This window comes from Acinetobacter sp. 1566109 (assembly GCF_000582255.1).
Classification (GTDB): Bacteria; Pseudomonadota; Gammaproteobacteria; order Pseudomonadales; family Moraxellaceae; genus Acinetobacter; species Acinetobacter nosocomialis.
Window position 1 is genome coordinate 1 of record NZ_JEYB01000041.1, and the last position, 13,384, is coordinate 13,384.

At 40.6% G+C, this 13,384-nt stretch carries 11 protein-coding genes; 8 read left to right on the forward strand and 3 right to left on the reverse strand.

The window, feature by feature from the left end; translation table 11 throughout:
- Nucleotides 1-377, forward strand: a 377-nt coding sequence (locus tag J582_RS18985; protein WP_032048410.1) for a GDP-mannose 4,6-dehydratase, incomplete at its 5' end; no start/stop codon positions are given.
- A gap of 139 nt (nucleotides 378-516) precedes the next feature.
- On the forward strand, nucleotides 517-2,358 hold the full coding sequence (locus J582_RS18990) for an LTA synthase family protein (RefSeq protein ID WP_032048179.1): 1,842 nt from the start codon (nucleotides 517-519) through the stop codon (nucleotides 2,356-2,358).
- 27 nt (nucleotides 2,359-2,385) lie between these two features.
- Here J582_RS18990 and J582_RS18995 read toward each other — a convergent pair whose 3' ends face one another.
- Nucleotides 2,386-3,756: a phosphomannomutase/phosphoglucomutase gene (locus J582_RS18995; protein WP_032048178.1), complete on the reverse strand. Its 1,371-nt coding sequence runs from the start codon at nucleotides 3,754-3,756 to the stop codon at nucleotides 2,386-2,388.
- Nucleotides 3,757-4,129: 373 nt separating this feature from the next.
- On the opposite strand from J582_RS18995, the gene lldP reads away from it, so the two are divergent.
- The 4 genes from lldP (at nucleotide 4,130) to dld (ending at nucleotide 9,869) form a co-directional block, all read left to right on the forward strand.
- The gene (gene lldP / locus J582_RS19000; protein ID WP_171073049.1) at nucleotides 4,130-5,797 is read left to right on the forward strand and encodes an L-lactate permease; all 1,668 of its coding nucleotides are present in this window, start codon (nucleotides 4,130-4,132) and stop codon (nucleotides 5,795-5,797) included.
- A gap of 19 nt (nucleotides 5,798-5,816) precedes the next feature.
- Nucleotides 5,817-6,569 (forward strand): transcriptional regulator LldR, encoded by a 753-nt coding sequence (gene lldR, locus J582_RS19005; protein WP_004711163.1) that lies wholly within the window; start codon nucleotides 5,817-5,819, stop codon nucleotides 6,567-6,569.
- Nucleotides 6,566-7,711, forward strand: coding sequence for an FMN-dependent L-lactate dehydrogenase LldD (gene lldD, locus J582_RS19010; protein ID WP_031996596.1), 1,146 nt, complete (start codon nucleotides 6,566-6,568; stop codon nucleotides 7,709-7,711). The genes lldR and lldD overlap by 4 nt, the downstream gene beginning before the upstream one ends.
- Nucleotides 7,712-8,162: 451 nt before the next feature.
- Nucleotides 8,163-9,869 (forward strand): D-lactate dehydrogenase, encoded by a 1,707-nt coding sequence (dld, locus tag J582_RS19015; protein ID WP_032048176.1) that lies wholly within the window; start codon nucleotides 8,163-8,165, stop codon nucleotides 9,867-9,869.
- A gap of 48 nt (nucleotides 9,870-9,917) precedes the next feature.
- Here the strand turns inward: dld and J582_RS19020 are convergent, their stop codons facing one another.
- Together J582_RS19020 and J582_RS26170 are read right to left on the reverse strand one after the other, a co-directional pair.
- The gene (locus tag J582_RS19020; RefSeq protein ID WP_000486246.1) at nucleotides 9,918-11,132 is read right to left on the reverse strand and encodes an aromatic amino acid transaminase; all 1,215 of its coding nucleotides are present in this window, start codon (nucleotides 11,130-11,132) and stop codon (nucleotides 9,918-9,920) included.
- 335 nt (nucleotides 11,133-11,467) lie between these two features.
- A complete protein-coding gene (locus J582_RS26170) occupies nucleotides 11,468-11,602 on the reverse strand; it encodes a hypothetical protein (RefSeq protein WP_081405538.1) in 135 nt (44 codons plus the stop codon).
- A 45-nt stretch (nucleotides 11,603-11,647) separates the two neighbouring features.
- Here J582_RS26170 and J582_RS19025 point away from each other — a divergent pair, with 45 nt between their 5' ends.
- Together J582_RS19025 and prpB are read left to right on the forward strand one after the other, a co-directional pair.
- Nucleotides 11,648-12,358 (forward strand): GntR family transcriptional regulator, encoded by a 711-nt coding sequence (locus J582_RS19025; RefSeq protein WP_001153627.1) that lies wholly within the window; start codon nucleotides 11,648-11,650, stop codon nucleotides 12,356-12,358.
- On the forward strand, nucleotides 12,351-13,235 hold the full coding sequence (prpB, locus tag J582_RS19030; RefSeq protein WP_001118924.1) for a methylisocitrate lyase: 885 nt from the start codon (nucleotides 12,351-12,353) through the stop codon (nucleotides 13,233-13,235). Before J582_RS19025 ends, prpB begins: the two co-directional genes overlap by 8 nt.
- The last annotated feature ends 149 nt before the right edge of the window (nucleotides 13,236-13,384 follow it).

A 13,384-nucleotide genomic window follows, 5' to 3' on the forward strand; every position in this document is an offset into this window, starting at 1 on the left:
AATTATCTATTTATGGCAATGACTATGACACAGTAGATGGGACAGGTGTACGTGATTATATCCATGTTGTTGACTTAGCGAATGCGCATTTATGCGCTCTCAATAACCGTTTAAAAGCGCAAGGTTGCCGTGCATGGAATATTGGCACAGGGAATGGGTCATCGGTATTACAAGTTAAAAATACCTTTGAACAGGTGAATGGTGTAGCTGTAGCTTTTGAATTTTCACCACGTCGAGCGGGTGATGTAGCCACTTCTTTTGCCGATAATGCGCGTGCTGTTGCTGAGCTGGGTTGGAAACCGCAATATGGTTTAGAAGATATGTTAAAAGATAGTTGGAATTGGCAAAAACAAAATCCGACAGGATATAAAAATTGATTATTTAATTTTTCTAAATATCAGTTACCTATCTTTATTGAATTGAGATAAAGCTCTTTTCTAAAAAGAGGCTACAGTTGTAGTGACTACTTTCATGCTAGTATTCGCCACAATCTCCTGTTAGCCTCTTTTTGTCGTCATGGTTTTTCTGCGCCAACAACTGTTATTTATCTTTATTGCTTTTTTGTCTACCTGTATAGGTGTATATGTTGCATGGGATCTGAATCTGACATGGCATAAGTTTTATAGCTATTTGATTTCAGAAAAGGCTATTTTTTCAATTCTCTTTAATTATGCGGTAATTCAACTTTTTTTTATTGTCTTAGGTCGTAAATATACTGCACTCTTTTTAAGCCAATTATTCGTTATATTTTTAAATTTCATTAATAAAAAGAAGCAACAATATTTATTTAGTAATTTAAGCCCTGAAGATATTTTTTTACTTCCTGAGGCAATGAAAGCCACCCCTTGGCACTTACAACTTATTTTTTTCACGCTCATTATTTTCTTCCTTATTGTACTTCTGATTGCTATACGTAAAGAAAGTAAAGTGACTTTTCATACCTATGTTCCCAATATCGTTATTTTTGGATTGCTGGGTAGTGGCTTAATTTATTTAAATTTTATTAAAAATCCTACTGGGGCTTGTTTCTCTGAAAATAAACCCATGATTTGCGCCAGTTTACAAGAGTTTCCAAATACCAGAAATGACTGGATTGGGGACTATCGGAAAATTCAAGATTATGGTTTTGTGACGTTTTACATATCTAAGGTATTAGATAATGTAACGAGTGTATTATTACCTAACCGTAAAGTATCTGAGCAAGACATGCTACAAATTTTGCAGCAGCATCATTTGGATCAATCTTTAGATGAGGATGAAAAGGAATATCCGAACATTGTTATCGTGATGGAAGAATCTTTTTGGGATTCTCATCATTTAGATAGTGGTTTACCAAAAGATTTACTATCTTTTATTCATCAAAATCAAGTGTCTAATTTATTGTCTCCTTCTTTTGGTGGAGGTACTGCAAATGTCGAATTTGAAGTACTTACCAGCCTCAACACAACTTTTTTCCCAAATGAATTGTTATATGTTTCTAAGTTGAAAAAGCCAATTTATGCTCTACCTTATTATTTAAATTCAATTGGTTATCAGACTGTCGCAATGCATAATAACTACAGTTATTATTATAATCGTAATAAGGTATATCCAGACCTAGGGTTTGATAAATTTATATCGCTTGAAAATATGATTGCCCAAAAAGATCGCTCTACAGTCTTTAATTTGGGAGGATGGGCTACAGATGATCTTATTTTTGATTCGATTAAGTCCACTTTAGAAGAGAACGAGCAACAGCCAAAGTTTATTTATGCGATTACTGTTGAAAATCATCCTATGTATAACGATGATCGTTTTGGTAAGCAAAATTATAAATTTAACAAAGAGCTGTCTGAGACTGAAAAGCAAAAGTTAAGTACTTATACTGCTGGAACTGCGCGTGCTAACCAAAAGTTAAAAGAGCTCGCTGAATATTTAAAGACAGTAGATCGACCAACAATTTTAATTGCTTTTGGTGATCATTTGCCAAATCTACAGGAGGTTTATGAGAGTTATGGATTTTTTAAAGATGATCCTGAGCGAACTAACTTAAAAAATTACCAGACACCGTTTGTAGTGTGGAGCAATTATAAATTAGATAAGAAGCCTTTGAAGCAACCTTATATTGCCGCAAGTTTCGTTGCTCCAAAACTATTAAAGTTAGCAGGGTTACCTTTATCTGATTACTATCAATTTGTTGATGATGTCTCGAGTTGTTATAGTGCCATTCACCAAAAATTTATCAATGAAAATCCAACGTGTAATTTTGATAAGAAAGCGCTGTTAAAAGGTTATGAAAATCTAAATAAGGATGTATTAGATGGACATAATCATACTTATAAAATTATGCAGAATAACCAAAAGGAGATGGAACAATAATGTCCCATCTCTTTGAGATGAACTCTATTAAGACTGAATTAATCCAGTCAATTCATCTACATAATGTTGCATTGGCTGAGCTTGGCGGTCTGCACGGCTTTCAATATTAAGACGTAGTAAAGGCTCGGTGTTTGAAGCACGGACATTAAAACGCCACGCACCAAAGTCGAGGCTTACACCATCGGTACGGTCAATTTCCGGGTTTTGAGCAGCATAGAAATCAAAAATCTTTTGAATAGTGATTTGTGTATCAGTTACTTTAAAGTTGATTTCACCACTACAAGGAAACTTGGTAATCATATTTTCAACGAGTGTTGAAAGTGATTGCCCTGTTTCAGAAAGCAGGGCAACAGTAAGTAACCACGGAATCATACCGCTGTCACAGTAAGCAAAGTCACGGAAATAGTGATGAGCACTCATTTCCCCGCCATATACGGCATTGTGTTCACGCATAACGTCTTTAATGAACGCGTGACCAGATTTTGACTGTACAGCAACACCTTTATATTCGTCGACGATATCAAACGTGTTCCACACTAAACGTGGGTCATGCACAATTTTTTCGCCTGACTGTTTAATCAAGAAAGCTTGAGCCAATAGACCCACAATATAGTAGCCCTCAATGAATTGACCTTTTTCATCGAACAAGAAACAGCGGTCAAAGTCGCCGTCCCATGCAATACCCATATCTGCTTTATGCTCAAGAACAGCATTTCGGGTACTGTCACGGTTTTCAATTAAAATTGGGTTAGGGATGCCATTTGGGAAAGTACCATCTGCTTCATGGTGAATTTTAATAAATTCAACTGGTACATTAAGCGCTTTAAATTTTTCTTCAATGGCATCAATCACATGACCAGCTGCACCATTACCTGCGTTTACTACTAACTTTAATGGACGGATTTTTGCAGGTTCAATATAAGTAATTAAGTGATCAACGAACTCAGGCAAAATGTTATAGCTTTGCGTTGTACCTTTTTGGCTAACTTCTTCAAAGTTATTAGTTTCTGCTAAAGCCTGAATTTCTTTTAAACCAGTATCGGCACTAATTGGACGAGCATTTTCGCGAACCAATTTCATACCGTTATAGTCCATTGGATTATGACTTGCAGTAACTTCTATACCACCTTGTACATCGAGATGGAAAGCAGCAAAGTAAACTTCTTCAGTCCCCGTCATGCCCAAATCAAGAACGTCCACTCCCGCATCATTTAACCCGCGGATGGTCGCTTGTTTTAAGGCTTCACTGCTTAGACGAATATCACATCCTACAACCACAGTCTTTGGTTTATAGATTTGTCCGTAAGCGCGGCCAATTTTATAGGCGATTTCTTCATTCAATTCGGTGCCGAGTTTGCCTCGGATATCATAAGCTTTAAAACACGTTAAAGTAGTCATTATTCAATTCAATACATGTGGTTTGAGTTGTGTGCACATTATACATAGATCATGAATCAGGTATGTTTATAGTTTTATATTCAAATTTTTCATTCCATTTCTGTAGTTAATATTTAAGTTTATAAGAAAGTATTTTTACGACTTTAGTCTAATAAATAAATTTATAAATTAGAAATTACTTGATTTTACTTAATAGTATTGGTCATACCAATTATGGTGATTATTTAATTGTTGATCTTGCCAATATCTGTGTTTATGATGCGATCTGCGGTTTAAGGAATAACATTTGCACTTAAATTTTAATTGGTCATACCAACTGTGTTGAATGTTTAAAAGTTTAAGGTAAAAAAATTCGCCCCGGCATTTCAAGGAGATGACAATGCTCAATATGTGGCAACAACTTTATGACCCTTTAAATAATATTTGGCTGTCCAGTGCGGTTGCGTTAATCCCGATTATTTTCTTCTTTTTGGCATTGGCTGTTTTTCGTTTAAAAGGCAGTATCGCGGGTACGGGCACAGTTATTATTGCATTATTGATTGCTCTCTTTTTCTATCAAATGCCGGGCCAAATGGCCTTCGCATCCATTATCTATGGTTTCTTCTATGGTCTATGGCCAATTTCGTGGATCATTATCGGGGCAGTGTTTCTATACAAGATTTCGGTAAAAACAGGCCAGTTTGAAGTTATCCGTTCAAGTATTTTGTCGATTACTGAAGATCAACGTCTGCAAATGTTACTGGTTGGTTTTGCATTTGGTACTTTCCTTGAGGGGGCGGCGGGCTTTGGTGCTCCTGTTGCAATTACCGCTGCACTACTTGTCGGTTTAGGCTTTAAACCACTTTATGCTGCTGGTTTATGTTTGATCGTAAATACAGCACCAGTTGCGTTCGGTGCAATGGGTATTCCAATTATTGTGGCTGGGCAGGTGTCGGGTGTAGACACTATGGAAATTAGCCAGATGGTGGGGCGTCAGTTGCCGTTTTTAACGCTGATTGTGCTGTTCTGGATTATGGCGATTATGGATGGCTGGCGTGGTGTTAAAGAAACTTGGCCTGCGGTAGTCGTTGGTGGTGGTTCGTTTGCGATTGCCCAATATCTTACATCTAACTTTATTGGCCCTGAATTACCAGACATTACCGCTGCAATTGCGTCATTGGTGAGCTTAACTTTGCTGTTCCGCGTTTGGCAACCAAAACATATTTTCCGTTTTGGACCTGAAGCGGGTCAGACGTTGACTCAGCAACCTACTACGGTTCAACGTTACAGTATTGGGAAAATTGCTAAGGCGTGGTCTCCATTTGCTATTTTAACGGTCATGGTAACCATCTGGAGTGTTAAGCCATTTAAAGCATTATTTGCAAAAGATGGTGCTCTTGAACACTGGATTTTTAAACTTGAAGTGCCGTACTTGCATAAATTGGTCGAAAAAATGCCGCCGATTGTGGCAGAGATGAAACCATACGAGGCGATTTATAAGTTTGACTGGTTCTCTGCAACAGGTACGGCAATTTTTATTGCTGCAATCATCACCGCTATTTTCTTAAAAATGAAAGCAAGTGAGGCAGTAACAACCTTTGGTGAAACACTCAATGAGTTGAAAACACCGATTTATTCAATTGGTATGGTGTTGGCATTTGCTTTTATTGCGAACTATTCAGGTTTATCTGCTACTTTGGCTTTAGCTTTATCGCATACAGGTCATGCGTTTACTTTCTTCTCGCCATTTTTGGGTTGGCTTGGTGTGTTCCTTACAGGTTCAGACACCTCTTCAAATGCCTTGTTCTCGGCACTACAGGCAACTACAGCACAGCAAATTGGTATTCCGGAAGTGTTATTGGTTGCTGCGAATACCAGCGGTGGTGTGACTGGTAAGATGATTTCTCCGCAGTCGATTGCGATTGCTTGTGCCGCAGTAGGCTTAGTTGGAAAAGAGTCTGACTTGTTCCGTTTCACCGTAAAACATAGCATCATATTCACTGTCTTTGTTGGCATCATTATTACGGTTCAGGCTTATCTGGTTCCGTGGATGATTCCATAACTCCAGTGAAGGAAACGCGATGAGAATCTCCGATCAAGTGGTCATGAAATTGCAGGCATTAATTGAAGAGCGTCACATGAAAAAAGGTGACCGTTTGCCTGCCGAACGCCAGCTTGCAACTAGCTTGGGAGTTTCTCGTCCGTCTTTGCGTGAAGCCATTCAACAGCTCAATAGTCAAGGTGTACTGATTAGCCGCCGTGGCGATGGGACTTATATTCAGCAGTTACCTGAACAGTGGCCACAGCAACTCATTGTGAACCCAATTAGCAACCTGATTGAAGAAGATCCGTTATACCGTTTTGATGTGCAAGAGGCGCGGTTATTACTTGAAGGTGGCACTGCTTGGTATGCCGCATTACGTTCAACGCCTGAAGATCGAGCCAAAATTCATCATTATTTTAATGAAATTAGCCGTCACCAAAATGCGGGTGACTCAGCACAGGCCGCGGTGGCAGATGCTGAATTCCACTTAGCAATTGCCGAAGCATCTCACAATGTGGTGCTGATTCAAATGATGCGTAGCTTGTTTGATTTGCTGCAATACAACGTCTTGTTAGGGCGTAAGAAAGTTTATAACGACCCTGTCAATGGTGACTTGCTCAGCGAGCAGCATTTTCAGGTGATGGATGCTATTGATCGTAAAGATCCCGAGGCCGCACGCCAAGCTGTCTGCGGTCATATTGAATTTGTGATTAATCATGTGCGTTCTCTGGATGAAGATGAAGCTCGCCAGAAACGTGCAAATCGTTTAAATAGAGTTGATTCAAAATGATTATATCTTCTGGCAATGATTATCGTGCTGCGGCACAACGTCGCTTACCTCCATTTTTATTTCACTACATCGATGGTGGAGCGTATTCGGAATATACCTTAAAGCGTAACGTACAAGATTTGTCAGAAATTGCATTGCGTCAACGTGTGCTGAATGACATGTCCGCGTTGAGTTTAGAGACAAAACTGTTTAATGAAACGCTGTCGATGCCAGTTGCCTTGGCACCTGTAGGCTTAACAGGTATGTATGCGCGCCGTGGTGAAGTGCAGGCCGCGATGGCTGCCGATAAAAAGGGCATTCCATTTACGCTTTCAACGGTTTCAGTTTGTCCGATTGAAGAAGTTGCACCTGCGATTAACCGCCCAATGTGGTTTCAGCTTTATGTATTACGTGACCGTGGTTTTATGCGTAATGCTTTGGAGCGTGCAAAAGCGGCGGGTTGTTCAACACTGGTGTTTACCGTAGATATGCCTGTGCCGGGTGCACGTTACCGTGATGCACATTCGGGTATGAGTGGGCCAAATGCTGCGATGCGCCGCTATATGCAGTCTATGTTCCATCCACATTGGTCGTGGAATGTCGGCTTAATGGGACGTCCGCATGACTTGGGTAATATCTCTAAATATTTAGGTAAACCAACTGGGCTTGAAGACTATATTGGCTGGTTAGGATCGAACTTTGACCCATCAATTTCATGGAAGGACCTTGAGTGGATTCGTGAGTTTTGGGATGGCCCAATGGTAATTAAAGGCATTTTAGACCCTGAAGATGCCAAAGATGCTGTACGTTTTGGTGCAGATGGAATTGTGGTATCGAACCATGGTGGTCGTCAGTTAGATGGCGTGATGTCTTCTGCTCGTGCATTGCCTGCAATTGCTGATGCGGTAAAAGGTGATTTAGCGATTTTGGCTGACTCAGGCATTCGTAATGGTTTAGACGTGGTGCGGATGTTGGCGCTCGGTGCCGATACGGTTTTACTTGGCCGTGCGTTTGTGTATGCCTTGGCAGCAGCAGGTGGGCAAGGTGTGTCGAACTTACTTGATTTAATTGATAAGGAAATGCGTGTTGCGATGACGCTCACGGGTGCTAAGTCGATTTTGGATATTAATGCGGATTGTTTAGTACAGGCGATGAAGCTCTAATATTTTCGTATTAACTTTGATGATATTGGCACGACGGAGTCTTATCCGAAAAGGTTTAATGTAAGTAGCTAATTGACGTTACTTTTTTAAAAAAGTAATCAAAAACCTTTGTTTCGATGACGGTACGTCCTTGCTACCGCATCGAAACGGCGGCATCCCTGCCGCCAATGTGTAGCCAATTTGAATTAAATCTAACACCTAGAGATTAGCTGCTAGTGCTAAGCGTCACTTACAGCCTGCGTGGTAGGAGCAAAATTTTGTTTTTGCAATGTAAATTGAAAAATGGATATAGCGAATAGGTTCTGTAAGTGACAATGGTTTTGATTACTTTTGCCAAAACAAAAGTAATGGAATTAGCTACTTTAAATATTAGTTCTAAATGGAAAAACTCCCTTGAGCTTTTCTGATTTTTAAAAAACTATGTGGTAGGGATGACCAAAAGGAAACCATCATGCAAACATTTTCTCCTCAAGCAGTGATCGAACATTTACAGAATATTGTAGGGCGTTCTTATGTTTTGACCGATGATCAAAGTACGCGTCAGTACCGTCAAGGTCGTCGTTTTGGTGAGGGGAAAGTGCTTGCAGTGGTTGTACCAGGGACCTTGCTAGAGCAATGGCAAGTGTTGCAGGCGGCAATTGAGGCAGATTGTATTGTCATTATGCAGGCAGCAAATACAGGACTCACTGGTGGTTCAACGCCTTATGGCGATGACTATGACCGTCCTGTTTTAGTCATGAGTACACGCCGATTAAAGGGTATTCAAGTCATCCATGATGGCAAGCAAGTCATTTGTTTACCGGGTGCAACCTTAGATAATTTAGAGCAAATTTTAAAAGGCTATAATCGTGAACCGCATTCGGTGATTGGTTCGTCGTGTATTGGAGCATCGGTACTGGGTGGGGTGTGTAATAACTCTGGTGGTGCGTTGGTACGTCGTGGTCCTGCGTATACTGAACTGGCGCTATATGCTCAGGTCAATGCTGCTGGTCAATTGGAGCTGGTGAACCATTTAGGCGTAAATTTAGGCTCGACTCCCGAAGAGATTTTGACGCGTTTAGAGAAGCAGCAATATCAAGCCGTTGATATTTTAGATGACAGTGAAAAACAGGCATCGGACCATCGTTATGCTCACGATGTGACTCAGGTCGATGAAGATACGCCTGCTCGTTTTAATGCAGACCCGTCACGATTGTTTGAAGCATCAGGTTCGGCAGGTAAAGTCTGTGTGTTTGCTGTACGCCTTGATACCTATGAAAAAGTAGAGAGCAGTGTTTTTTATATTGGTAGTAATGATGCCGATGATTTAACGGCCATTCGTCGTTACTTACTGACCTCTCTGCCCAGCCTACCGATTGCAGGCGAATATATTCACCGTGACGCTTACTTGATTGGTGAAAAGTACGGAAAAGACACCTTCTTATTTATTGAAAAGTTTGGTACAGCCAATGTTCCAAAAGCTTTCGCGATGAAAGACAAAGTCGATGGCTTTTTAGAAAAATTTAAAATTAAAGGCTTAACAGACCAGATTTTACAGGCGATTACCTTCTTTTTACCGAGTCATTTGCCGAATCGTATGACCGAATATCGAGACCGTTATGAGCACCATTTGGTTTTACGTGTCGAAAATAATTCGAAAGCACAGACAGAGCAGTTTTTAAAAGAATATTTTACTGTGCATCAGTCAGGTAATTATTTTGTATGTAGTGAAGAGGAAGGTCGAAAGGCGTTCTTACACCGTTTTGCGATTGCAGGGGCGGCAATTCGTTATCGTGATACGCACCGTAGTGAAGTTGAAGATATTGTGGCGCTTGATATTGCGTTACGCCGTAATGACCGTGAATGGGTAGAGCAACTGCCTAGCGAGATGGAAAATAAGATCATCCATAAACTCTATTATGGGCATTTCTTTTGTCATGTATTCCATCAGGACTATATTCTTAAAAAGGGGCATGACCCATTAGAAATGGAACATCAAATGTGGAAATTACTGGATGCGCGCCGTGCTGAATATCCGGCAGAGCATAATGTTGGGCACCTTTACATTGCCAAACCTGCATTAGCCAATTTCTATCAAAAACTCGACCCAACCAATAGCTTTAATGTGGGTATTGGCCATACCTCAAAACTGAAATATTGGGGTAAGGCTAAATCTTAATATCGAGACATAAAAAAAGGCGCCGAAGCGCCTTTTTTAATAGATGATTTATGCTGCTTCTACTGATTTAGCAAGCACTTCAGCCATTGCTTTAGCAACAGTGTAAACATTGTTCATGTTTAAACCTGCTACACAAATACGGCCACTACGTACTAAGTAGATTGCATATTCTTCACGCAAGATATCAACCTGTTCAGCAGTTAAACCTGTGTAGCTGAACATACCTTTTTGGTTTACAAGGTAGCTAAAGTCACGGTCTGGTAACGCTTTAGTAAGTTCATCTTTCAAGATGCTACGCATTTTGATAATACGCTCACGCATCTCTTTCACTTCGCCTTGCCATTGTTGGTTAAGTTCAGCGTCATTTAACACTTCATCAACTAACCAAGCACCTGTTGTAGGAGGGCTAGAGTAAATACGGCGTACAGTCGCTTTTAACTGACCGAATGTGCACTGAGCAGCTTCTGCATCGTCACATACGAAAGTTAAGCCGCCAACGCGTTCGCCATATAAAGAGAAGATTTTAGAGAACGAGTTGCTCACGATGAAGTTTAGACCCGCTTGGTCTAAGGCACGAATTGCATACGCATCTTCTTCCATACCGTCACCAAAACCTTGGTAAGCGATGTCTAGGAATGGAATAAGGTTACGATCTTTTAATACTGCAATCACTTGGTCCCATTGCGCTGGGTTTAAGTCAGCACCCGTTGGGTTATGGCAGCATGGGTGTAACAACACAATGCTTTGCTCAGGCAAAGTTTTAAGTGTAGACAACATACCGTCAAAATCTACACCACGCGTTTCTGCATCGAAATATGGGTAGAAATGAGTTTTGATGCCAGCGCCATTGAAAATCGCAACGTGGTTATCCCAAGTTGGTTGGCTTACCCAAACGTCTGAATTTGGGAAATAAGTTTTTAAGAAATCTGCACCAACTTTCAATGCACCTGAACCACCAAGCGTTTGGATGGTTACAGCACGGCCAGCTTTAACTGCTGGGCTGTTTGCACCAAATAAAAGTGCTTGAATTGCTTCACGGTAAGGTTTGAAGCCTTCCATTGGCAAATAAAGTTTGGTTTTACCGTTCTTAGGCTCAATACGCTTTTGCGCCTCGATAATGGTTTCTAACTGAGGAACAATGCTGTCTTCGTTATAATAAAGACCAATACTCAAGTTTACTTTTTCAGAACGAGTATCAGCATTGAACTGTTCCATTAAAGAGAGAATTGGATCGCCTGCGTATGGGGGGATATGTTGAAACATCAAAAAAGTCCTTTCATTCAACAATATGCATAGTGCTGGGTTTTTTCTGTCTCGAAAAATACGCCACAACTATGTCGATGCTCAATAATGTATCAATAAAGCTACCGTGAAGCACCTGATAATTTCACTAATATCGATATTTTCTGGATGAAAATGATAAAAAGATTTAAAAGAAATTACGGTAAATAGAAACTAATTTCTAACTCATGCTTTCATTCAAGCAGATTGTCTACAATCTTACTGTAATACATTGGTTGTAGACTAAAGTTTGAAACAAAAGATTAGCGGTCGAAAAGCAACTAAAAAAGTATCATAAATCTATAGGTAAAATAATATTAAATATATGTTTTATAAAGACTAATTTGTAAGTGGTTTAATGGTTTAAATATAAGGTGAGGTAACAGGCCGAACGATAAAAATTGACCTGATGCGTTCTGAAAAGTGTCAACAATCACCTTGATTTTTTTCATTCATCCCGCTATAAAACTCATAATTGATTAAAAATTGTCGACAATATGCAAGATTTGACCTTCGCACCAGAGCCACTACAAAGTCAGGGAAGAACACTGACCGAGAATGTATTTAAGCAAATACAGACGGCGATTGTTTTAGGTCAAATTCCGGCAGGTAGCAAAATTTCTGAGCCTGAACTGGCGCGCACTTACGGCATTAGCCGTGGGCCTTTGCGTGAAGCAATTCATCGCCTTGAAGGGCAACGTTTAGTTGAGCGTACTGCACATGTGGGCGCGCGCGTGGTTTCGCTCTCACTGCAACAGTTTAAAGAGCTTTACCAGATTCGAGCGTCTTTAGAGGGTTTGGCCTGCAAACTTGCGGCACAGCATATTGATAAAAAGCAAATTTTGGCGCTACGTGATGTATTACGTATGCATGCTGAAGATGAAAATTTTAAAGCAGGTAAAGGATATTACTTGCAAGAAGGGCAGGACGATTTTCACTACTGCATTATCAAAAGTAGTGGCAATAAAACCCTAGAAAAAATGCTATGTGATGAGCTTTATCATCTCATCCGTATGTACCGAATTCAGTTTTCAAACACACCCGATCGACCAAGCAAAGCTTGGGACGAACATATCCGTATTTTAGATGCAATTGCAGAAGGCGATGGTGAACTTGCCGAGCTGCTCATGCATCGACATATCAATGCTTCTTACAAAATTATTGAGCAAACACTGCTACAAGCACAAGGAGAACATAACAATGGCTAAACAATCCGCAGGTCAGCTATTTCGCGATGCCGTAGCCCAAGAAAAGCCATTACAAGTGGTTGGAACCATCAATGCCAATCATGCACTTTTGGCAAAACGTGCAGGTTATAAAGCGATTTACTTATCAGGTGGTGGTGTAGCAGCTGGTTCTTTAGGTTTACCTGATTTGGGAATCAGTAACCTTGATGATGTGTTGACCGACGTACGCCGTATTACTGATGTATGTGATCTTCCATTATTGGTCGATGCGGACACAGGCTTTGGTGCTTCTGCATTTAACATTGCACGTACTACAAAATCACTGATCAAGTTTGGTGCTGCGGCAATGCACATTGAAGACCAAGTGGGCGCAAAACGTTGCGGTCACCGTCCGAACAAAGCCATTGTGACTCAAGAAGAAATGGTTGACCGTATTAAAGCAGCAGTTGATGCGCGTGGTGATGACAGCTTCGTGATTATGGCGCGTACCGATGCGTTAGCGGTTGAAGGCTTACAAGCTGCAATTGACCGTGCGGGTGCCTACATTGAGGCAGGTGCAGACATGTTGTTCCCTGAAGCAATTACCGAGCTTGATATGTACAAGCAATTTGCTCAGAAGACAGGCGTACCAATTTTGGCAAACATTACCGAGTTTGGTTCTACACCACTGTTTACCACTGAAGAGTTGGCATCTGCCGATGTAAGTCTTGCGCTTTATCCGCTTTCTGCTTTCCGTGCCATGAACAAGGCAGCCGAAACTGTGTATGAAACCTTACGTAAGGAAGGTACACAAAAGAACGTGGTTGATATTATGCAAACGCGTAAAGAGTTATATGAACGCATTAACTACTACGCGTTTGAAGACTACTTAGACAACGCATTTGCTAAAAAGAAATAAATAAGCCCTCTTTTAAAAGAAGGGGAAGCGATGGTCTTGGCTATCGTGAGGGCGGCATGGATGCCGCTACGTTGGATTGCGATATAGGGATATATCGTCAGGCCAACAAGGATTTTTGCTTACTTTTCATCCGTGAAAAGTAAGGCGAA

Excerpts from the sequence above, each read along its gene's own strand:
- lldD (WP_031996596.1), top strand. The coding sequence starts at position 6,566 with ATGATTATATCTTCTGGCAATGATTATCGTGCTGCGGCACAACGTCGC.
- lldR (WP_004711163.1), top strand. The coding sequence starts at position 5,817 with ATGAGAATCTCCGATCAAGTGGTCATGAAATTGCAGGCATTAATTGAA.
- J582_RS26170 (WP_081405538.1), bottom strand. The coding sequence starts at position 11,602 with ATGAAAAAAATCAAGGTGATTGTTGACACTTTTCAGAACGCATCAGGT.
- J582_RS19025 (WP_001153627.1), top strand. The coding sequence starts at position 11,648 with ATGCAAGATTTGACCTTCGCACCAGAGCCACTACAAAGTCAGGGAAGA.
- dld (WP_032048176.1), top strand. The coding sequence starts at position 8,163 with ATGCAAACATTTTCTCCTCAAGCAGTGATCGAACATTTACAGAATATT.
- J582_RS18990 (WP_032048179.1), top strand. The coding sequence starts at position 517 with ATGGTTTTTCTGCGCCAACAACTGTTATTTATCTTTATTGCTTTTTTG.
- J582_RS18995 (WP_032048178.1), bottom strand. The coding sequence starts at position 3,756 with ATGACTACTTTAACGTGTTTTAAAGCTTATGATATCCGAGGCAAACTC.
- lldP (WP_171073049.1), top strand. The coding sequence starts at position 4,130 with ATGACAATGCTCAATATGTGGCAACAACTTTATGACCCTTTAAATAAT.
- prpB (WP_001118924.1), top strand. The coding sequence starts at position 12,351 with ATGGCTAAACAATCCGCAGGTCAGCTATTTCGCGATGCCGTAGCCCAA.
- J582_RS19020 (WP_000486246.1), bottom strand. The coding sequence starts at position 11,132 with ATGTTTCAACATATCCCCCCATACGCAGGCGATCCAATTCTCTCTTTA.